Source organism: Myxococcus sp. RHSTA-1-4 (assembly GCF_020037125.1).
GTDB lineage: Bacteria > Myxococcota > Myxococcia > Myxococcales > Myxococcaceae > Myxococcus.
The window spans coordinates 52,613-73,554 of record NZ_JAIQDG010000044.1 but is presented as its reverse complement, the minus strand read 5'-3'; the positions used below and the strand labels follow the sequence as shown (position 1 = coordinate 73,554).

Sequence of the window (20,942 nt, the reverse complement as noted above, 5' to 3'; positions counted from 1 at the left end):
AGGACATGAGCCGCGACAACGTGAACTACGAGGTGCTGTCGGACGAGGCGGGCCGCCCCATCAAGGCGTGGACGGTGGGGGTGCCGTTCGAGGACGAGGCGAAGAAGCAGCTCCGCAACCTCCGTGGCCTGCCCTTCATCCACAAGTGGATCGCCGTGATGCCGGACGTGCACCGCGGGTACGGCGCGACGGTGGGGAGCGTGGTGCCGACGGTGGGCGCGGTGGTGCCGGCGGCGGTGGGTGTGGATATCGGCTGCGGGATGATTGCGGTGCGCACGACGCTGCGCGCGGACCAGCTTCCGGACTCGCTGCGCGGGGTGCGCTCGGCCATCGAGCGGGCGGTTCCGCACGGCCGTACGGACAACGGTGGCCGTAACGACGCGGGCGCGTGGCGCTCGGCGCCGGCTCCGCACCAGGCGGCGTGGGCGCGGCTGATGGAGGGGTACGACCGCATCGTCGCGAAGCACCCGCGCATCGGCCGTGGGCCGGACCTGGCGCACCTCGGGACGCTCGGGACGGGTAACCACTTCATCGAGCTGTGCCTGGATGAGTCGGACGGCGTGTGGCTGATGCTGCACTCGGGTTCGCGCGGGGTGGGTAACCGCATCGGGAGCCACTTCATCGAGCTGGCGAAGGAGGACATGCGCCGCTTCTTCATCAACCTCCCGGACGCGGACCTGGCGTACCTGCCCGAGGGGACGGAGCACTTCGAGGACTACGTCTTCGCGGTGAGCTGGGCGCAGGACTACGCGGCGACGAACCGGCAGTTGATGCTGCACTCGGTGGTGGAGGCCCTGAAGCTGAGCGGTGAGCTGCCGCCGTTCGAGCTGAAGGACGAGGCGGTGAACTGCCACCACAACTACATCTCCCGTGAGCACCACTTCGGGAAGAACTGCTTCGTGACGCGCAAGGGCGCGGTGCGGGCGCGCGAGGGTGACCTCGGCATCATCCCCGGCAGCATGGGGGCGCGTTCGTACATCGTCCGCGGGAAGGGGAACGCGGACGCCTTCGACTCGTGCAGCCACGGCGCGGGCCGGGTGATGTCGCGTGAGGCGGCGAAGAAGCGCTTCACGCTGGAGGACCACGCGAAGGCGACCGCGGGCGTGGAGTGCCGCAAGGACGCGGACGTCATCGACGAGACGCCGGCTGCGTACAAGCCCATCGACGTGGTGATGGCGGCGCAGGCGGACCTGGTGGAGGTCGTCCACACGCTGAAGCAGGTGGTGTGCGTGAAGGGCTGAAACGGAGGCGCGTCCATGCCGGGATGAAGACACCGAGGCGCCCGCTTCCCCCTAGAGGCCGAAAGGCCGCCAGAATGGGGGAGGCGGGCGCCGCTATTTTGGGAAGGGTGTCAGGCCGTCCCGGTTGGTTCGTGGGTCGCGGGGAGCAAGGAGACTGAAGATGGTGCGCATCGATGGTTCCAAGGGAGAGGGTGGCGGACAGGTGCTGCGCACGTCGCTGGCGCTGTCGCTGGTGACGGGGACGCCGTTCACCATCACGAACATTCGCGCGGGCCGGAAGAAGCCGGGGCTCTTGCGCCAGCACCTGACGGCGGTGAAGGCGGCGGAGGCGGTGGGCGCGGCGGAGGTGTCCGGAGCGGAGCTGGGCTCGCGGGAGCTGACGTTCCGCCCGCGGGCGCTGGCGGCGGGCAACTACCACTTCGCGGTGGGGACGGCGGGCAGCGCGACGCTGGTGCTCCAGACGGTGCTGCCGGCGCTGCTGATGGCCCAGGGGCCGTCCACGCTGATGCTGGAGGGTGGGACGCACAACCCGGCGGCGCCGCCGTTCGACTTCCTCCAGAGGGCGTACCTGCCGCTGGTCCGGCGGATGGGGCCGGCGGTGGAGGCGACGCTGGAGCGGCCGGGCTTCTTCCCGGCGGGAGGCGGGAAGTTCCGCGTCGACGTGAAGCCGGCGCCGCTGAAGCCGCTGAGCCTGCTGGAGCGGGGACGGGTGCTGCGCCGCGACGTGAAGGCGGTGGTGGCGATGATTCCGTTCGACGTGGCGAAGCGCGAGCTGGACACGGTGGCGGGGGCGCTGAAGTGGCGGCCGGATGAGTTCCGGACGGAGGAGCTGAAGCGCTCACCGGGACCGGGGAACGTGCTCGTGGCGGAGGTGGAGAGCGAGCACGTGACGGAGGTCTTCACCGCGTTCGGCGAGCGCGGGAAGCGGGCGGAGGCGGTGGGTGAGGAGGTGGCGGAGGAGGTGATGCGCTACCTGGACGCGGAGGTGCCGGTGGGCGAGCACCTGTGCGACCAGCTCCTGCTGCTGCTGGCGCTGGCGAAGGGCGGGACGTTCCGCACGCTGCCGCTGGACGGGCACGCGGAGACGCAGCTCCACACGATGGCGCACTTCCTGGACGTGAAGGTCCAGGTCCGGGAGGTGTCTCGCGAGGTGCGGGAGGTGGAGGTGCGCGGGTGATGGAGGCTACGGGGGGCCGCCGAGCTCGCGCTGGAGGTCTCGTGGAACGGGACGTTCCAGCTCGAAGGCGACGGTCATGGGCTCATCACCGGGGGACACTCCGTACCCGGAGGTGGGCGCCGGTGGAGAAGGGCTCAGGTGTCGAGAGCCTGGCGCGCGGGCTCGCGTGGCATCAGGCCGCTGAACTCGTAGATGAAGGCGCCCTGGTCGGTGACGTCGACGGTGCAGGCGCCCGCGCGCGAGAGCTGCTCGAGCACCTCCTTGGCCTCGGTGAAGGTGAGGTCACTCTCGGCCGCCACTTCGGCGATGGTGACGCGGCCACCATGCTGCTTCGCGCAGGTGAGGACCGTCCGCTCGACGTCGCGAGGGGACCTGGCGGGGAGATGCGCCACGGCGGGCGCCGCCTTCAGCTCGGCTGGCAGCTTCGCTCGCCGCGCGCCGCGGATGAGCGCGCCGCCTCCGAGGACGAAGATGGTGGCGAGAACGAGCCCCACGGCGGTGTTGTCTGTCGTGCCCTTCCGCAGGTTGTCGATCTCCACACCAAAGCCAGTGAGCCCGAAGATGACGAGAAACCAGCCGGCGACGCTCCGCATGCGACCCTCACTGCGATGGGGCGGACCATCCGTCCCCGGGCCCTGTCATAACAGAAGATGCCGTTCCGCCAGGGACGCCGTGCCACGCGCACGAGGCCGCCGCGGTCCGCTCGGAACCCTGTCGAGCTCCACCGCGTACCCGCGGTGCTGACGAACCCACGGGCGGGGAACCCTGGCGCGTCGCGCAGGCGGTCGCCGACCCGTGGCTCGATGTCCCCACCATGCCCAACGCGCATCAGCCCGGGGGCCGTTCGCTGGGCAGGGGATGGGAGGAGCGGTCGCGCTTCCCGCGCCGGCTCCTGCTCGTGGAGCAGCCGGGCCGTCCAGGCCACAACCTCATGAGTAGCGCGGATGCCGACCTACGCAGCAGTGTATGTGCGAAGGGGGTGACTGCGTGGCCGAAGTCCCCGAAGTGGAAATCATCGTCCGAGACCTGCGGCAGGCCGTCGTGGGACGGCGCTTCACGGATGTCGAGGTGCCCGCGCCCGCCGCCGTCCGCTTCCCCTCACCGCCGGAGTTCATCGAGGAGCTGAAGGGTCGCCGCGTCACCGACGCGCGGCGGCGGGCCAAGTTCATCCTGCTGACGCTCGACGACGGGAGGATGCTCGCCATCCACTTCATGCTCTGGGGGGACCTGAAGCTCGTCCCGCGCGGAAGCGAGCGTCCCGCCGCGACGCTCGTGGTCCTCGCGCTGGAGGGGGGCGAGGAGCTGCACCTCACGGACACGCTGGGCTATGCGCGCGTGGCGGTGGGCCGCGCCCCCGAGACGGCCGCGCGCCTGAAGCTGGAGGAGCTGGGGCCCGAGGCGCTCGATGAGGGCTTCACGCCGGAGGTGCTCGCGCGCCAGCTCCGGCGACGGAAGAGCCCCCTCAAGACGGTGCTCCTCAACCAGCGCGTCCTCGCGGGGCTCGGTAACCGTGACGCGGACGAGAGTCTGTGGCAGGCCGGGCTCGACCCGCGCCGGCTCGCGTCCTCGCTCACCACCGAGGAAGTGGTCCGGCTGCACCGTGGCATCCGCGCCGTGCTCGAAGAGGGGCTGAAGCTGCGCGGGACGCAGCGGGACCTGTTCGGCGTGCAGGGCCAGGCGAAGCACCGCCGCAACGTCTTCGGCCGCACCGGCGCTCCATGCCCGCGCTGCGCCACGCCCGTGTCGCATCTGCGCATCGGCGGGCGCAACACGCACTGGTGCGCCACGTGCCAGCCTCCCGAGAGCGCTCCGTCGACTCCCGCGCAGTCGTCACTCTTGTAGCCCCGTTCGCGAATCACCGGGGCAGGTTCTCGTGGAGACGGTGCGCCTGGGGTGTTAGTCCTCGCGCTCGTGCCCGCCGCATGAGCCGCGGGCAGAGGAGATGGCGCCATGATTCGCTCGCTGTTCCTTGCCTCGTTCGCTTTCGTTGCCCTCACCAGTGCTCCGGCCATCGCCCAGCAGCCGGCTCCCGCACGGCCCGCCGCCCCGAAGCAGGCGCCGAAGGAGACTCCGCCAGGGAAGCTGCAGCCCGAGCCTCCGGCGAAGCCCGACACCCAGAAGAACGAGGTCCAGCTCGAGCAGGTCGCCGAGCTGAAGGAGGGCCCCGGCAACATCGCCGTCGCCGGCCGCCGCATCATCCTCAGCATGCACCCGTTCTACTCGCCCACGCTGCGCGTGGTGGAGCTGAAGCCGGACGGCTCGCTCGTGCCGTTCCCCAACGAGGACTGGGCCCGTGCTCCGGAGAAGGACGCGCCGGACGCGGTCGGCATGAACGCGGTGCTCGGCATCCGTGCCGACTCGCGCGGCGTGGTGTGGATGCTGGACCACGGCGGGAAGGTGCCCAAGGTCGTCGGCTGGGACACGCGCAAGAACAAGCTCGTCAAGGTCATCCCCCTGCCGCCTCCGGCGACGACGCCCACGTCCTTCCACAACGACCTCGCCGTGGACGCGGTGCATGACGCCCTCTTCATCGCCGATGTGGGCGGCGGCAGCACGCCCGCCATCGTCGTGGTGGACGTCAAGACGGGCCAGGCCCGCCGCGTGCTGGAGAGCCACGCCAGCGTCCGCTCCGAGGACGTGCCCATGGTCGTCGAGGGCAGGCCCGTGCGCCGCAAGAGCCCTGACGGCTCCGTCACCGAGCCCCGGCTCGGCATCAACCCCATCGCCATCGACCCCAACGCGCAGTGGGTCTACTACGGCGCCATGCACGGCACGTCGCTCTACCGCGTGCGCACCAAGGACCTGCTCGACACGAAGCTCACCCCCGAGCAGCTCGCCTCCCGCGTCGAGCGCTACGGCGACAAGCCCGTCAGCGACGGCATCGTCGTGGGGAAGGATGACAACGTGTTCATCACCGACGTGACGGCCAATGCCATCGGTGTCACCGGCAAGGACGGCAAGTACCGCCGCATCGTCCAGGACGAGCGCCTGAGCTGGCCGGACGGGATGGCCATTGGCAGCGACGGCAAGGTCTACGTCACCGTCAACCGGCTCCACCGCTCCGCCGCCCTCAACGCGGGGGAGAACGAGTCCAAGCCCCCGTACTACGTCTTCCGCTTCGCGCAGCCTCGCAAGCAGGGACGCTGAGCCGGTCGTCATGTCCGTAGCGGGGCCGGCACCGCGCGGGCCTCCTGCGTGCTTCAATAAGAACGGCCCCCCGGGTCCGCCGGGCCCGGGTGGGCGGGGGGCCCGTCCGCTGTTATGTCTCGGGCGTGTCCGACGTCACCGAGCCTCCCTCTCTCGACGCCGCGCTGGCCCGGGCCAGCGAGGAGCTGGGCCTCCCCGGCTACTACCAGTCCACCGTGCGCCCGCTGCTGCGCAACCCCGAGGGGCGCTGGCCCCGCTGCTGTGGCGGTGGCTGCGAGCCCTGTGCCCAGACGCTCATCCGCGTCGCGCTGCGCACCCTGGAGTTGATGGGCACGCCGCGACAGGCCCCGCTGCCGGACTGAGCCTGGAGACACCCCATGCCCGCACCACACGCGCTGCTGCTCGTGGATGACGATGCCGCCTTCCGCAAGGTGTACGGCGGCCTGCTGCGGGAGGCGGGGTACGAGGTGGTGGAGGCCGCGGACCGCCCGTCCGCCCGCGCCGCCTTCGAGGCTCGCGCCTTCCCGCTGGTGCTGCTGGACTTGATGCTGCCGCCGGACGGCAGCGTGTCCGCGGGGCTGGAGGGGCTCGGCGCGCTGCTGAGCGCCCGGCCCGGCACCAAGGTCATCGTCGTGTCCGGAGCGGGGGACACGCGCCACACGCTGGAGGCGGTGCGGCTGGGCGCGTACGACTTCCTCACCAAGCCGGTGGACCCGGACGTGCTGCTCGTCGTCGTGCAGCGGGCCCTGGCCCGGGTGACGCTGGAGCGCCAGGTGGAGGCGCTGCGCACGTCGCTGGCGCGCGCCGGCGGAGACACGTCGCTGGTGGGGCAGAGCGCCCCATTCCTCGCCGCCGTCTCCCTGGCCGAGCGCGTGGCCCCCAGCGACCTGCCCGTGCTCATCACCGGAGAGAACGGCACGGGCAAGGAGCTGCTCGCGCGCACCGTCCACCTCAAGAGCCGCCGCCACGCGGGGCCCTTCGTCCCCATCAACTGCGGCGCCCTGCCGGAGTCGCTGCTGGAGAGCGCCCTCTTCGGCCACGTGAAGGGCAGCTTCACGGGCGCGACGAAGGACCACCGGGGCCTCTTCGCGGAGGCCGACGGCGGCACGCTCTTCCTCGATGAGCTGGGGGACATGACTCCGTCCCTCCAGGTGAAGGTGCTGCGCGCGCTGGAGACGGGCGACATCCTCTCCGTGGGCGCGGACCTGCCGGTGAAGGTGGACGTGCGGCTCATCTCCGCCACGCACCGGGATTTGGGCCGCATGCAGCAGGAGGGCGCCTTCCGCGAGGACCTCTACTGGCGCGTCAAGGGCGTGGAAATCCGCCTGCCGCCCCTGCGTGAGCGCGCCTCGGACCTGCCGCTGCTGGCGAAGCACTTCCTCAACCAGTGCGCCCATCTGTGCCCGGACGGGCGCGCACGACTCCTGTCGGACGCGGCCGCCGAGGCGCTCGCCGCCCATGCATGGCCCGGCAACCTGCGCGAGCTGCGCCATGAAATGCAGCGCGCCACCGTGCTCGCCGGGGAGCGCCGCGAAATCCAGCCCGAGGATTTGTCCTTCACCGGCAGCGAGCGCCCCCGCGCCAGCGCGCCCGGTGCCACCACGCTGGCGCGGAAGGTGGAAGCGCTGGAGCGCCGCGAAATCGAGGAGGCGCTGAAGCGCTGTGGCGGCAACCGCACGCACACGGCGGAGGCGCTCGGGCTGTCGCGCCAGGGCCTGCTCAAGAAGCTGGAGCGCTTCGGCCTGACGTGAGTCAGAACAGCCGCGCGCCCAGCCCCAGCCTCGCGGACCAGCCCAGCCGCGTCTCACCCGCGCCCGGGCGCTCGCGGAACGTCTCGATGCCCACCTGCCCCGCGGCCAGCGCGGACAGGTTGGAGCCCAGGTACACCTCCACGCCGCCACCGCCGAGCGCCTGGAAGCGCCGCGCCTCGTCCTCCGACAGCCCGATGTCCACCGGCAGGTCCACCAGCCCCAGCAGCGTCACCGTGTCCGCCACCCGGTAGCCGGCCACCAGCCCCGGCGACACCCGCAGCAGCACGCCGGAGAAGTTCTCCTCGTCCATGTACGTGGACCCGGAGTTGAGCACCACGCCCACCGCCAGCGTCGGCGCCAGCGACAGTGCCCCGCGCTCCAGCACCTTGAACCGTGCCCCCAGCTCCAGCGCCGCGGAGAGCTGGAACCAGTTCAGCCGCGCGCGCGCCTCCAACTCGAAGCCGGAGATGCCCTGCCGGAAGCCCACGCCCAGCTCCGGCGCTCCGACGTAGCCGTAGAGCGCCGTGGTGCCCGCGGGCAGGGTCACCGGCGCCACCACCGCGCCCAACCGGTCCTCCTCGCCGCCGCCCGCCGCCGTGTCCTCGTCCATGACGCGCTGCTCCCCAGAGGGGAGCGCGGGGGCGGACTCCTGGGCGGCGGAGGTCTGGAAGGACACCAACAACAGCGCGGACACGAGCAGGCGGGAGAGAACGAGGCGCGTCATGGCGCGCACGCTACCTCGGGAAAGCACTGCTCGAAACCCAACGATTCCGGTGACTTGTACGGAGCTGAATGATCTGTCACGCTTGCCTGGAAGACACCGGAATCCATGGCTGCCGCGCTCTCACAACGTTTCACGCGGATTGAAGCGGGCTCCTCCGCCTCGGCGGAGACGGGCATGCGGCGCCGCGCGTCACGTCGTCGTGCGCGGGTGTTGCTGGTGGACTCGGACGCGGGCGCGCAGGCGGTGCTCGCGGGCGCGCTGGCGGAGGCGGGCTTCGAGGTGCTGATGGTGGGCGGCGTGCACGCGGCGCTGGACGCGCTGACGTCGGACGGCGAGCCGCCGCACCTGGTCATCTCCGAGGTGGAGTTGCCGGACGGAGACGGCTTCAGCCTCTGCGGCCAGGTTCGCGCGGACACGCGCACGGCGCACCTGCCGGTGCTGCTGCTGGCGCGGCGGCAGGAGGACTTCCACAAGGACCTCGCGGGAGGCGTGGGCGCGGACGACTACCTGCCCCAGCCGGTGACGGTGGGGGACGTGGTGGCGCTCGCGCGGCTCAAGACGGGCCGGCGCACGGGTGACGCCACCGTCGAGTCCCACACCGCGCGGCTGCCGCTGGCGCACGTGGCGCGGGCGCTGCTGGCGGGCGTGCGCTCCGGCCGGGTGGTGCTCGCGGAGGGCGAGGGCTGGTTCGCCTTCCGCCATGGGTTGGTGGTGGACGCCGTCTTCCATGGGGAGCGGGGCAGCCTCGCCTTCCGGCGCATGTTGTGCTTCGGCAGCGGGGCGTACGCGGTGGTGCTCGGGCCGGAGCTGCACAAGGGCTCGTTCACCATGGACCGCGCCTACCTGTGCGAGACGCTGCTTCCGGGCCTGGAGCGCTTCGATGCGCTGCGCGCCCGGGGCCTGCCGCTGGCGTCCCGGCTGACGGTGGACTTCGCGCGGCTGGCGGAGATGCTGCCCACGCTGCCCGAGGACGTGGGCGAGGTGGTGCGCCTGTTCGACGGCCGCCGCACGCTGCGGGCCATGCTGCTGGAGTGCCCGTTCCCCGAGGCGGTGGCCTACGAGGCCTCCACGCGGCTGTTCGCGCTCGGGGTGCTGGTGCCCGCCTGCCTCGTGGAGGAGCGTGAGCGGGCCCGCTGCGGCACCACGGTGCCCGGCTTCTTCGAGCCGGTGCTCCCGCCAGCCCCGGAGCCGGCGTCCGCCGTGGATGCGTCCAACCCCGAGTCCTTCGAGGCGCAGGTGGAGCTGGTGGGCGGCGCGCAGCCTCCCGTCATCCTGACCTTCCCGAAGAAGCCCGCGCGTACCGGGAGTGGACCGGACGGAGTGGACTCCGCCGCGAGCCCCGACGACGCCGGGATTTGAAGGGTTTGACTCGGCGGCCCGGGGTGGGCGACAAGGCCCGCCAGAGGCCACACCCATGTCCGGTCACAATCGCTGGTCGAAGATAAAGCGCCAGAAGGCAGCCATGGGCGCGACCAAGGGCAAGCTGTACTCGAAGGTCATCAAGGAGATAACCGTCTCCGCGCGCCTGGGCGGGGGCGACCCGGCCGGCAACGCCCGCCTGCGCGTGGCGCTGGCCGCGGCCCGCGAGGCGAACATCCCCAAGGACACCGTCGAGCGCGCCATCAAGAAGGGCACCGGGGAGCTGGAGGGCGAGAGCTACGAGGAGGTGACGTACGAGGGCTACGGCCCCGGCGGCGTGGCCATGCTCGTGGAGTGCCTCACCGACAACCGCAACCGCACCGCGGCCGACGTGCGCTCCGTCTTCGGCAAGTGGGGCGGCAACCTGGGCGCCGAGGGCGCGGTGGCCTGGATGTTCCAGAAGAAGGGCTCCATCACCGTCAAGCCCGGCCCCACCGAGGACCAGGTGATGGAGCGCGCCATCGACGCGGGCGCCGAGGACGTCATCAACCACGGCGACGACGGCTTCGAGGTGCGCACCGCCCCGGCGGACCTGCACACCGTGGCCACGCGCCTGGAGCCGGGCCTGTCGCTGGGCGAGCAGAAGTACACGTACCTGCCGCAGAACACCGTCCGCGTGGAGGGTGAGAACGCGCAGAAGATGCTCAAGCTGATGGATGCGCTCGACGACAACGACGACGTGCAGAACGTGTACGCGAACTTCGAAATCGACGAGTCCGTGATGGAGGCCCTGTCGCGCTGAGCGGCGGGGAGGGAGTGGCGACATGCGCGTGCTCGGCGTGGACCCCGGCAGCCGGTTCATGGGCTACGGGGTGGTGGAGGAGAAGCGGGGCCGGCTGGTGCACGTGGGCCACGGCGTCATCAAGGTGGACGCGGAGGCTCCGCTGGCCGCCCGCCTGAAGGATTTGCACGCCGCGCTGGAGGCGGCGCTGGCGCGCTACCGCCCGCAGGCCGTGGCGGTGGAGGGCCTGTTCACCTTCCGCAACGCGCGCAGCGCCCTGGTGCTGGGGCATGCACGCGGGGTGGCGCTGCTGGCGGCGGCGCAGGCGGGGCTGACGGTCTACGAGTACGCACCCGCGAAGGTGAAGAAGTCCGTGGGCGCGGGCGGCGCGGACGGCAAGGACGCCGTGGCGCGCATGGTGCGGACGTTCCTGGACCTGGAGGCGTCGCAGCTGGAGCGGGCGGACGCGAGCGACGCGCTGGCGGTGGCGCTGTGCCACCTCAACCACGGCCGCGCCGCGGTGCCGCCGTCCGCGGCGGGCAGGAAATCGAAGGGCGCGGCGGCGCTGCTGGCGGGCCGCCTGGCGCCCGCGTATCGCAAACCGGAGGCGAGATGATTTCGCGGTTGCGCGGGACGGTGCTGGAGAAGGGCGCCGAGGACGCCACCATCGACGTGGGGGGCGTGGGCTACCGGGTGAACTTCTCCGGGCTGGCGCTGGGGAAGCTGCCCGCGGAGGGACAGCCGGTGGACGTGCGCGTGCGCACGGTGGTGCGCGAGGACGCCTTCGAGCTGTTCGGCTTCCTGTCGCGGGGCGAGGAGGAGGTCTTCCAGCTCCTCAACGAGGTGTCGCGCGTGGGCCCCCGGCTGGCGCTCACGGTGATGTCCGGCATGGAGGTGCCGGAATTGGTGGCCGCCCTGTCCCGCGCCGAGGTGGCGCGCCTGGCCAAGATTCACGGCGTGGGGAAGAAGACCGCCGAGCGGCTCGTGCTGGAGCTCAAGGACAAGGTGAAGACCATCCACCTGGAGGCGGTGGCGCGGGGCACGGCGCCGGCCGCCCCGAGTGGGACGCACTCCGACCTTGTCTCCGCCCTGCTCAACCTCGGCTACAAGCAGCCCCAGGCGGAGAAGGCGGCGGAGCTGGCCGGCGAGCGGCTGGGCGCGGAGGCCTCGTTCCAGGCCCTGTTCCGCGAGGCCCTCAAGGCCCTGCGCTCGGGTGGCTGAGCGGCGTGTGGGTGTGACAGGCCGTGACGGCGCTGTGACGACAAGTCTAGCGTTCCCAGCAAAACCTGCCCAAGCTTCAATCCTCCAAGAAATTGAATCGGTCCGGGGCCTGACGGCCCCGGTGTTCAGCTGTCGGCACAGGTCGTCGCGCGTCGCGGCATGGCGGACAGCATGGGCGTTCTCCTTCCCCGGTCTGAGTAGACGCGTCCCCCATGAGTGACACTTTTCAGCTCCAGCGGCGGAGGTCCGTGCTCCACCGTGGACAAGGGGCTGCTCACATGAAGTCTTGGCGCGGCGTTCCGGTGCTGATGTTCATGCTCTCCGGGGTGGTGGTCGGGTGTGGGCCTGGACCGGAGGATGAGGTGGCGGTGGCTGCCCCGGAGTCGGAGGCGGCTGACGCGGCGGCGACAGGCGCGAGTGGGCCGGAGCTGCTCGCGAACCGGTGGGAGGTCTGTGACGACGTCGCGCGGCGCGTTCCGGGAATCTCCGGGGCGGTGGATTCGGGAGAGGCGCCGCCCGTGCACGGGCATCGGCGGCTGTTCTTCGTCGCGAGCGACGAGGCGCATGGCCCGGAGCTGTGGGCGACCACGGGCGAGGCGAGCGACACCGCGCTGGTGAAGGACGTGTGGCCGGGGCGGCAGGGCTCGACTCCGCGCCACCTGACGGCGATGGGGCGGTGGGTGTACTTCGTCGCGGCCGACGAGAATCACGGGCCGGAGCTGTGGCGCACCGACGGCACGGAGAAGGGCACGGAGCTCGTGAGGGACATCCAGCCCGGCCCCGTGGGCTCGGCGCCGGACGCGCTCACCGTGGTGGAGGGCGCGCTCTATTTCACGGCCTACGACGAGGTGCACGGCCGCGAGCTGTGGCGCTCGGACGGCACGGAGAAGGGCACGGTGCTGGTGCGTGACTTCGTGCCGGGGCCCAGGCCCGGGCCGAACTCGTACTCGGAAGGGCTCACGCAGCTGACGGCGTGGGACAAGGGCCTGGCGCTGGTGGCCTACGCGCACGGCCAGCCGGCGGTGCTCTGGTGGGTGGACCGGAAGGGGCGCGCCAGCCCGCTGTTCTCCCTGGACTACGGGGCGTTCCTCGAGCTGGAGCCCGCGGGCCGGCAGCTCTTCTTCACGGTGGATGCGGGCACGGACGAGGCGGACCTGTGGGTGACGCGGAGCTCGCCGGGGAGCGCGACGAAGCTGCGGCACTTCCCGGGGGAGTACCCGTCGTACTTCACGGCCATGGGGGACGCGGTCTACTTCGTCGCGGGAGGAGAGGGCTGGTTCGGTCCCGGAGACCCCGAGCATGGGAGCGAGCTGTGGACCAGCGACGGGACGGAGGAGGGCACGCGCCTGCTGCGGGACATCAGCCCGGGCCCCGAGAGCGCCTTCTCCTTCGAGTTCCTGCCGCAGTTCGTGACGACGGAAGGCGTGCTGTACTTCGTGGCGCATCACCGGGAGTACGGCCGCGAGCTGTGGCGCAGCGACGGGACGCCGGCGGGCACGTCGCTGGTGCGGGACGTGGTGCCGGGCGAAGCGGGGAGCGCCCCCAGCCACCTCGCGGCCGACAGCGGCTGGGTGTTCTTCTCCGCGGACACGCCCGGCGAGGGGCGCGAGGCGTGGTACAGCAGCGGGCGGTTCTGGGACACGAAGCCGCTGGCGGACCTGTCGCCGGGGACGGCGTCCTCGAATCCGCGCTACTTCGTGCGCTCGGGCTGGGACATCTTCTTCATCGCCAGCGACGCCATGGGCGGCCAGGAGCTGTGGTCGGTGCCGTTCCGCCCGGCGGCGCGCTGCGGCGAGCGGAATCCCTGAGGCCCGCGCTACGCCGCGCGCCGGGACGCGGGGGTGGGGCGGATGTCGCCGAAGTTGGGCGCGGGCAGGACGATGGTGGGGGACAGCGCCGGCGCCATCAGGTGGGTCGTGAGCTGTGAGGACGGGTGGAAGTTGACGAACGCGCCTTCCACCGCGGACGTGCCGGCGAACAGCTTCTCCACCACCATGGACGAGTACTGGTCCAGGGAGTTCTCGCGCGTGTTGCCGTTGAGCACCACCTCCCAGCCCATGTGCTCGGCATGGCGGCGCACGCCGGGGATGGCGGACTGGAGCGGCGTGTAGCACTCCGTGGCCACGCCGTTCTCACTGACGACGAACACCTCGCGCGAGGTGGCCACCGCCAGCGACATGTTGCCCTGCGTGTGCCCCGGCGTGCAGAGGAGGGCCGCGCCCTGGCCCAGCCACACGTCCCCCTCCAGCAGCACCACGCGCTCCTTCGGCACCTCGGCCCCGCCCGGCACGAACCACACCGTCTGCATGGGGTGCAGGTCCTTCACCATCTCCCACTCGGCGCGCTGCACCAGCAGCCGCGCCCGGGGGAAGTAGGCCTGCATCCCGTCACCGCCCAGCCAGCCGCGCAGGTCCTGGATGTGCAGGTGGTCGTACGCGATGTAGTCCACGTCCGCGGGCGTCAGCCCCAGCGACGCCAGGTGGCTCTGCACCGAGCCGTGCTTCGTGGACATCACCTTGTCGGAGACGAACGCGCCGTAGCGCTCGCGCAGCGCGCGGTAGAAGGGCGCCGCGTAGCCCTTCTCGTAGTCCGACGGGTTGAAGAGCAGCGTGCGCCGCTCGCCCTCGCGGTCCACGAACTGCACCACCTGCATCCGGTTGGTCATCATCACGTACGGCGCCGGGGACAGCGCCGCCCCGCTGAAGGCGAACTGCGCGGGGTACGGGAAGGTGATGAGGTCGCAGGTGGCCACCGCCGCCACGGGGCCTTCCCGGACGAAGGCTTCGCGCGCATCCAGCGCCGCGCGGCGCAGCTTCTGCAACTTCACCCCCGGCACGGACTCGGCGCGCGCGCCAGCCAGGGAAGGGAGGGGACGAAACGCAGGGCTCGAGCTCATGACGTGAGATTGGCCTCAATCGCCTCCTGGTGGCGAGCCAGGGGGAAGGGGGGCTTGACGAGAACGGAACAGTCCGGAGGGGGCGCTCCGGGCAGGCGGCGGCCCGGCCGCCAGCCAGGCGTTCGCGGTGGAGAGGTCGAAGACGAGGCCCTTCATGGGACGCGCGCTCCCTGGCTGCTCGGCCTGCTGGCCGTCCGAGTCTAGCGCCGCCAGATGTGCGGCGACACGCGCGGCCTTCCTGTATAGGGTTCCGGATGGTCATGGCGAGGAAGTCCGAATCCCGGAAGACCGACACACTCTCGGAAGAAATCCAGCCCGATGAGGTCCGGCTCGAGGCCTCCCTGCGTCCGCGCTCGTTCGACGAGTACGTGGGCCAGGGCCCCGTGGTGGAGAAGCTCAAGGTCTACGTCCAGGCGGCCCGCAGCCGCGGGGATTCACTGGACCACTGCCTCTTCTCCGGGCCCCCGGGCCTGGGCAAGACGTCGCTGGCGCACATCATCGCCAACGAGCTGGGCGTGGGCATCCACGTGACGAGCGGCCCCGCCCTGGAGCGCAAGGGCGACCTGGCGGGCCTGCTCACCAACCTCAACGCCCGCGACGTCCTCTTCATCGACGAAATCCACCGCCTCAACGCCGCCGTGGAGGAGTACCTCTACCCGGCCATGGAGGACTTCCGGCTGGACATCACCATCGACACCGGGCCCGCCGCCCGGGCGATGAAGATAGATTTGCCGCCCTTCACGCTCATCGGCGCCACCACGCGCACCGGTCTGCTCACCTCGCCGCTGCGGGACAGGTTCCAGATTCAAGAGCGCCTGGAGTACTACGACCCGAAGGCGCTGGAGCTCATCCTCCACCGCTCCGCGCGCATCCTCGGCATCCCCCTGGACAAGGACGCCGCGCGCGAGGTGGCCACCCGCTCGCGCGGCACGCCCCGCATCACCAACCGGCTGCTGCGCCGGCTGCGCGACTTCGCGGAGGTGGAGGGCAACGGGAAGATAACCCTGGAGCTGGCGAAGAAGTCGCTGGACCGGCTGGGCGTGGACGCCAGCGGCCTGGACGCGATGGACCGGAAAATCCTGCTCACCATCATCGAGAAGTTCGGCGGTGGCCCGGTGGGCGTGGAGACCATCGCCGCCAGCGTGGGCGAGCAGCGCGACACGATTGAAGACGTCTACGAGCCCTTCCTCATGCAGGAGGGCTTCCTCCAGCGCACGCCCCGGGGCCGCATGGCCACGCACCGGGCCTATCAGTATTTCAAGAAGCAGCCCCCCCCGCCCACGCCCCAGGGCATGCTCTTCTGAGAGTAGACTCTTCCGCGCCATGGACTCCGCCACTCCTCCCATCACCTCCGCCTCTGGCCGTGACTTCTACGGGGACCTGATGCGCGCGTCGCAGACGTCGCGCGCGGGCTTCCTCGCCGAGCGCGAGCGCTGGCTGCGCGGCGTGCCCGTGGAGGGCCGTGAGGAGCTGCTCTTCGAGTTCGAGATGCTCCTGCGCGCGGTGGAGCGCTACCTCAACCTCAACACCGTGGTGGACGCGGGAGGCCGGCCGCTCGTCACCCGCGACTTCCACGAGGAGCTGGCGGACGTGCGCGACGCCATGGACCGCGCCATCCGCGTCGCCCGGCACCTGCAGGACCCGGACAGCGACCAGAAGATGGTCTTCCGCAAGTACGTGGAGACCCAGCTCGCGGACGACCGCATCCGGCGCGCCCTCATCGAGGAGGAGCTGGACCAGGAGACGCCGCCGGAGAGCCTCTTCGTGCTGCGCGAGGCCTTCGACGCGCTGAAGAACCTGCTGGACCACCTGCTGAAGCTGCCGGTGGCCAACCTCGGCCTCTTCCAGGACGTGGGCAAGCTGGCCCTGCGCGAAATCGTCCTCAACCGCTACTTCCGCCCCTTCCGCCCGCTGGAGTTCCGCGTCGAGTACGACCGGCTGCGCTCGGTGCGCCTGCTGGACACGCTGGCCTCGCTCGCGGAGGAGCAGCGCGTCCTCTTCGCCACCGCCTTCCTCGGCCTCTTCCGCCTCCTGCACTACCTGGCCTACGTGGACGCGGAGGGACAGCCGCCGTACCCGCGCCGCGTGCGCGTGCTGCTGGCGCTGGTGCGCAGCGAGGCCAACTCGCTGGCGTCGTGGATGCACTCGGAGCTGTCGCCCAGGGCGGGCTCCAAGGCGCTCCAGGCCGCCACGCTGCGCGCCGCGCGCGACATCGCCCGGGAGACGGAGCGCGTGGCCCGCGAGGTGCTCGTCAACCTGGACCGGGACCCGGAGGCCCCCGCCCGCGCCGCCGCCGCCTTCACCACGGTGCTGCGCACCCAGGTGGTGGTGCTGGTGGAGACGCTCGCTCCCAACGGCGGCCTGACGGACGGTGTCTTCGACGAGCTGATGAGCCCCCAGGACGCCGCGCTGCGGCTGCGCAAGGACCTGTGGGTCTACGCCCAGCTGTGCCGCGCGGCGGAAGGCCACCTGCGCGCCGAGGACGTGCCCGCCGCCGAGCGCGCGCTGGACGCCCTCAAGTCCTTCCTCGCCTACTTCCACGACGGCGGCTACCAGCTCCTGCGCTACGCGGACTACGACGCCTTCGACCGCTTCACCTCGCTGCTGGTGGAGCTGCCCTGGCCCCCGGAAGGGCCCGGCATCCGCGCCCGCCTCGCGGAAGATTTGCGCCGCTTCGTCCAGACGCTGGAGTCCACCTTCCACGCCGTCAGCCGCCGCACGCTCCTCCAGGGCCGCGGCTTCGACCGGCAGGAGGCGGAGGCCCTCCGGGACCGCTTCCTCTCCGCCGCCGCCCGCTAGGGGCAGGACACCGGCGCCCTACCTCACCCACGCATCGTGCGCCGCCGCCCTCACGCGGGGTGATTGCCGCGCCGCGTTTGCGTCCAGCCGGTTCCTTGCGCTATTGACGCGCCCCTGTTGCATGGATGACACGCCGGGCTCCGGCGAGTCGAGGTGAAGGGGACGCGGATTCCGGGCTTTGCCAAATCCCGGACATCGGTGTCGCGGTATCGGGAGGAATCACCGGGCTTCATACGGGGGGCGGGCGCCAGGCCGGAACCGGCGCCCACCACGACGCACCAGAAAGCCGAGTCGTTTCAAGGGGTTGTCTTCACTTTCACCCCTCCGGCTCCGCGGCCCCTGTCACACGGGTGTGGCATGCCGATTGCTGAATCAGTGCGTCGCGTCAGATGACTGATGAACGTTTCCAGGTCCTTCCGGCGGGGCCTGGACCGGCAGACAGGCAGTCCCGCGGTACCGAGCAGCCACGAGGCAACACCGACATGCGACCGTCCTCCTACAACCAGCGCACTGTTTCCAAGACTGCCAGCCTGCAGGGAGTGGGTCTCCACTCCGGCGCGAAGGTGACGCTGACCCTGCGTCCCTCGCCCGCCGGTCATGGCATCGTCTTCGTGCGCACGGACCTGCCGCGGCCGGTGAGCATCCCCGCCCTGGCGGACTACGTGGTGGACACGTCGCTGGCCACCACGCTGGGCCGCGACGGCGTGCGCGTGGGCACGGTGGAGCACTTCATGTCGGCGCTGGCCGGCCTGGGCATCGACAACGTCCGCGTGGAGCTGGACGGGCCGGAAGTGCCCATCATGGACGGCAGCGCCGCCCCGTTCGCCGCGCTCATCCAGGACGCCGGCATCCGCGAGCTGGACGCGCCCAAGGAGCTGCTCGTCATCCGCAAGCCGGTGTCCGTGGTGGACGGTGACAAGCAGGCCTCGCTCACCCCGTCCAGGCAGTTCCGCATCAGCTGCACCATCGACTTCGAGCACCCCGTCATCCAGGGCCAGGCCTTCGACCTGGACTTCAGCGACCGGGACTTCTCGCGCGAAATCTCCCGCGCGCGCACCTTCGGCTTCCTCCGCGACGTGGAGAAGCTGAAGCAGCTGGGCCTGGCGCGCGGCGGCTCGCTGGAGAACGCCATCGTCGTGGACGAGGTCTCCATCCTCAACCCGGACGGGCTGCGCTTCCCGGACGAGTTCGTGCGGCACAAGATTCTCGACGCCATCGGCGACGTGTCGCTGTTCGGCCGCCCGGTCATCGGGCACATGACGGCGTACAAGACGGGCCATGCGCTCAACCACAAGCTGGTGCGCAAGGTGCTCTCGGATCCGAGCTGCTACGAGATTGTCCCCGCCCGCCGCCGCGAGCTGGAGGGGCTGGACCTGGGCTTCACCGGCATGGCGGGCGCGCTGGAGCTGGAGCCCCTGGTCGCTTGAAGTAGATTCCTTGCAGGTCCGGTCAAGCTCGATTAAGTCGGCGGGATATGCTCAACCGTCCCACCCGCGTCATCCTCGCCGCGCTCCTGGCGGCATCCCTCACCGCAGGCTGCAACAAGGAGAAGGCGCCGGCCACCACACAGGGGCCCGCCGCCACCGCGCAGCAGGCGAACGCGGGGGAGCCCGCTCCCGACACCGTGGTCGCCACCTTCGGTGACGGGCAGAAGATCACCTACAAGCAGCTCAACGAGAAGATCCAGGACCGCCTGTCCGAGCTGGACAAGCAGAAGCACCAGCTCCGCAAGCGCGGCCTCGAGGGCATGGTGACGGAGGCCCTGGTCGACGCCGAGGCGAAGAAGCGCGGCATGACGCAGGACCAGTACCTGAAGGCGGAGATCGACGACAAGGTTCCGGCGCCCCCCGAGGAGCGCATCAAGGAGGTCTTCGAGGGCGCCAAGGGTCAGCTTCCGCCGGGGGCTACCTACGAGCAGATGAAGCCGCAGATCGTGGACTTCCTCACGCAGCAGCCGAAGCAGGAGCGCGCCCAGGCCCTCTTCGCGGAGCTGCGGAAGAACGCCAACGTCCAGATCACCCTGCCCGAGCCGCCGCGTCCGCCGGCCGAGCGCAAGCAGGTGGCCGCCACCGGCGCCGCGAAGGGCGGCGGGGAGAATGCTCCCATCACCATCGTCGAGTTCAGCGACTTCCAGTGCCCGTTCTGCAGCCGCGCCAACGCGTCCGTGGACCAGGTCCTGAAGGAGTACGGCGACAAGGTTCGCCTGGTGTTCCGTCACTTCCCGCTGGACTTCCACAAGCAGGCGCCGAAGGCCTCCGAGGCCGCGCTGTGCGCCGGCGACCAGGGCAAGTTCTGGGAGATGCACGACACGCTCTTCGCCAACCAGCAGAAGCTGGAGGTCCCGGACCTGAAGCAGCACGCCGCGGACCTGAAGCTGGACACGGCGAAGTTCGACAAGTGCCTGGACTCGGGTGAGAAGGCGGCCACCGTCCAGAAGGACCTGGAGGACGGCAAGAAGGTCGGCGTGTCCGGCACCCCGGCGTTCTTCATCAACGGCATCCTGCTGTCCGGGGCGCAGCCGTTCGAGGAGTTCAAGAGCATCATCGACGAGGAGCTGAAGACCGCGAAGAAGTAGTCGCGGAAAGGGGAGGAGGGCGGGTGGCGCCAAAACCCAAGGCCACGCCCCGCGTCAGCGGTGAGCAGGCGTCGCTCGAGCTGGAGCGGCCGCTTGCCGCTGGCCTCTCCGCATCCCGTCCCCTCGGGGCCTGGTACCACGGGCCCGAGGGGATGGTGCTCCTCCAGGAGTCGCCCGGCTACTCCGGCTTCCTCGCCGGCAGCCTGGGCACGCTCTCCATCGAGGAGGTCTTCGCCCACGTCCTGTCGGGCATCCGCAGTGGCCTCCTGGCCGTGCAGCACGGCACGGTGCGCCGCACGGTGTCCTTCCGGGACGGGCAGGTGGTCTTCGCGACGTCCACGGAGCGCTGGGAGCGGCTGGGCGCGGTGCTGGTGCGCCTGGGGCTGCTCAAGCAGGCGCAGCTCACGCAGGCCCTGTCGAAGGTGACGCCCTCGCGGCGCATCGGCCAGGTGCTGACGTCCGAGGGGCTGGTGTCCGAGGCCAGCCTCTACGGCGCCATGACGTACGTGGTGCGCGAGGTGGTGCTCAGCCTCTTCGAATTGGTGGAGGGCAGCTTCCTGTTCGTGGAGGGCCCGGCGCCCATGGCGGACGTGGTGAAGCTGCCCGAGCGCACGCGGGACCTGGTCCTCACCGGAATCAAGCGGACGGAGGAGGTGTCGCGCCTGCGCCGCCGCTTCCCGGAGGACATGCGCGTGGAGCCGGGGCCGGGAGGCACGCCGCCCGGTGACGAGCCCCTCTTCGCGCGCCTGGGCGCGGGCGCCACGCTGAAGGAGCTGCGCGCCGCCTACGAGGGCGGGCACTACGGCTTCTACACGTGGCTGGACGAGGCCGTGCGCGGCGGCAACCTGGTGGTGAAGGCCGCCGAGCCGCCCCCGCCTCCCATGCCCGCGGTGGAGGGCATGGCCTGGGAGCTGCTGTCCGCCGAGGAGCGCTACAACCTGCTCCTGTCCCTGGTGCACCGGGCGCTGCGCGACGCGGGGAAGGACGTGGACCTGCTGCGCGGCTTCCTGGACGCGCCCCCGCCGGGCCTGGAGGAGGCCTACGCCGGGGTGACGCTGGGCCCGGACGGGCGCGTGGACGTGGCGCGGCTGAGCGCCAACCTCTCCGGTGGGGGCGAGGCCGTGGGCCGGGCCCTCACCCTGGAGGCGCTGGACGCCATCGTCTCCTACGCGCTCTTTTCAGCGCGCAACGTCCTGCCTCCCGAGGTGGCGGAGCGGTTGTCCAACACCTACCGCACACTCCAGGGAGGGCTGGCCTAGGCGCCCCTGTGT

19 protein-coding genes are annotated in these 20,942 nt (G+C 71.1%); 16 read left to right on the top strand and 3 right to left on the bottom strand.

What is annotated here, in order from left to right; all coding sequences use genetic code 11:
• Positions 1-5: 5 nt before the first annotated feature.
• Both K8638_RS39130 and rtcA read left to right on the top strand, forming a co-directional pair.
• The gene (locus K8638_RS39130) at positions 6-1,241 is read left to right on the top strand and encodes an RtcB family protein (protein ID WP_223759845.1); all 1,236 of its coding nucleotides are present in this window, start codon (positions 6-8) and stop codon (positions 1,239-1,241) included.
• A 160-nt stretch (positions 1,242-1,401) separates the two neighbouring features.
• Positions 1,402-2,418 carry an RNA 3'-terminal phosphate cyclase gene (gene rtcA, locus K8638_RS39125; RefSeq protein WP_223759844.1) on the top strand — a complete coding sequence of 339 codons (1,017 nt, stop codon included), beginning with the start codon at positions 1,402-1,404 and terminating at the stop codon, positions 2,416-2,418.
• A gap of 134 nt (positions 2,419-2,552) precedes the next feature.
• Here rtcA and K8638_RS39120 read toward each other — a convergent pair whose 3' ends face one another.
• Positions 2,553-3,011 (bottom strand): hypothetical protein, encoded by a 459-nt coding sequence (locus K8638_RS39120; RefSeq protein ID WP_223759843.1) that lies wholly within the window; start codon positions 3,009-3,011, stop codon positions 2,553-2,555.
• A 394-nt stretch (positions 3,012-3,405) separates the two neighbouring features.
• Here K8638_RS39120 and mutM point away from each other — a divergent pair, with 394 nt between their 5' ends.
• The 4 genes from mutM to K8638_RS39100 all read left to right on the top strand — a co-directional run bounded on the left by mutM (position 3,406) and on the right by K8638_RS39100 (position 7,316).
• Positions 3,406-4,260 carry a DNA-formamidopyrimidine glycosylase gene (mutM, locus tag K8638_RS39115; protein ID WP_223759842.1) on the top strand — a complete coding sequence of 285 codons (855 nt, stop codon included), beginning with the start codon at positions 3,406-3,408 and terminating at the stop codon, positions 4,258-4,260.
• Between the two features lie 108 nt (positions 4,261-4,368).
• On the top strand, positions 4,369-5,565 hold the full coding sequence (locus tag K8638_RS39110; protein ID WP_223759841.1) for a major royal jelly family protein: 1,197 nt from the start codon (positions 4,369-4,371) through the stop codon (positions 5,563-5,565).
• Between the two features lie 125 nt (positions 5,566-5,690).
• Positions 5,691-5,927, top strand: coding sequence for a hypothetical protein (locus K8638_RS39105; RefSeq protein ID WP_223759840.1), 237 nt, complete (start codon positions 5,691-5,693; stop codon positions 5,925-5,927).
• A 15-nt stretch (positions 5,928-5,942) separates the two neighbouring features.
• A complete protein-coding gene (locus K8638_RS39100) occupies positions 5,943-7,316 on the top strand; it encodes a sigma-54 dependent transcriptional regulator (RefSeq protein ID WP_223759839.1) in 1,374 nt (457 codons plus the stop codon).
• A gap of 1 nt (position 7,317) precedes the next feature.
• On the opposite strand, the gene K8638_RS39095 is transcribed toward K8638_RS39100, so the two are convergent.
• Complete coding sequence (locus tag K8638_RS39095) at positions 7,318-8,040, bottom strand: hypothetical protein (RefSeq protein ID WP_223759838.1); 723 nt, start codon at positions 8,038-8,040, stop codon at positions 7,318-7,320.
• Positions 8,041-8,145: 105 nt separating this feature from the next.
• Between K8638_RS39095 and K8638_RS39090 the strand changes: the two genes are divergently transcribed.
• The 5 genes from K8638_RS39090 to K8638_RS39070 all read left to right on the top strand — a co-directional run bounded on the left by K8638_RS39090 (position 8,146) and on the right by K8638_RS39070 (position 13,209).
• Positions 8,146-9,399, top strand: a complete 1,254-nt coding sequence (locus tag K8638_RS39090; protein WP_223759837.1) for a PleD family two-component system response regulator — start codon at positions 8,146-8,148, stop codon at positions 9,397-9,399.
• 55 nt (positions 9,400-9,454) lie between these two features.
• Positions 9,455-10,201, top strand: coding sequence for a YebC/PmpR family DNA-binding transcriptional regulator (locus K8638_RS39085; protein ID WP_223759836.1), 747 nt, complete (start codon positions 9,455-9,457; stop codon positions 10,199-10,201).
• A 22-nt stretch (positions 10,202-10,223) separates the two neighbouring features.
• A complete protein-coding gene (ruvC, locus tag K8638_RS39080) occupies positions 10,224-10,796 on the top strand; it encodes a crossover junction endodeoxyribonuclease RuvC (protein ID WP_223759835.1) in 573 nt (190 codons plus the stop codon).
• A complete protein-coding gene (gene ruvA, locus K8638_RS39075) occupies positions 10,793-11,401 on the top strand; it encodes a Holliday junction branch migration protein RuvA (protein ID WP_223759834.1) in 609 nt (202 codons plus the stop codon). Before ruvC ends, ruvA begins: the two co-directional genes overlap by 4 nt.
• A 278-nt stretch (positions 11,402-11,679) precedes the next feature.
• Positions 11,680-13,209 (top strand): ELWxxDGT repeat protein, encoded by a 1,530-nt coding sequence (locus K8638_RS39070; RefSeq protein WP_223759833.1) that lies wholly within the window; start codon positions 11,680-11,682, stop codon positions 13,207-13,209.
• A gap of 8 nt (positions 13,210-13,217) precedes the next feature.
• Here K8638_RS39070 and K8638_RS39065 read toward each other — a convergent pair whose 3' ends face one another.
• The gene (locus tag K8638_RS39065) at positions 13,218-14,297 is read right to left on the bottom strand and encodes a hypothetical protein (RefSeq protein ID WP_223759832.1); all 1,080 of its coding nucleotides are present in this window, start codon (positions 14,295-14,297) and stop codon (positions 13,218-13,220) included.
• 254 nt (positions 14,298-14,551) lie between these two features.
• Here K8638_RS39065 and ruvB point away from each other — a divergent pair, with 254 nt between their 5' ends.
• The 5 genes from ruvB to K8638_RS39040 all read left to right on the top strand — a co-directional run bounded on the left by ruvB (position 14,552) and on the right by K8638_RS39040 (position 20,930).
• Entirely contained in the window at positions 14,552-15,601 is a 1,050-nt protein-coding gene (ruvB, locus tag K8638_RS39060; protein ID WP_223759831.1) for a Holliday junction branch migration DNA helicase RuvB, read from the top strand.
• Positions 15,602-15,620: 19 nt separating this feature from the next.
• Positions 15,621-17,096, top strand: a complete 1,476-nt coding sequence (locus K8638_RS39055; protein ID WP_223759830.1) for a hypothetical protein — start codon at positions 15,621-15,623, stop codon at positions 17,094-17,096.
• A 482-nt stretch (positions 17,097-17,578) separates the two neighbouring features.
• Positions 17,579-18,523 (top strand): UDP-3-O-acyl-N-acetylglucosamine deacetylase, encoded by a 945-nt coding sequence (gene lpxC, locus K8638_RS39050; RefSeq protein ID WP_223759829.1) that lies wholly within the window; start codon positions 17,579-17,581, stop codon positions 18,521-18,523.
• A 47-nt stretch (positions 18,524-18,570) separates the two neighbouring features.
• Entirely contained in the window at positions 18,571-19,671 is a 1,101-nt protein-coding gene (locus K8638_RS39045) for a thioredoxin domain-containing protein (RefSeq protein ID WP_223759828.1), read from the top strand.
• Positions 19,672-19,694: 23 nt separating this feature from the next.
• Positions 19,695-20,930, top strand: a complete 1,236-nt coding sequence (locus tag K8638_RS39040; protein ID WP_223759827.1) for a DUF4388 domain-containing protein — start codon at positions 19,695-19,697, stop codon at positions 20,928-20,930.
• Positions 20,931-20,942: the final 12 nt, after the last annotated feature.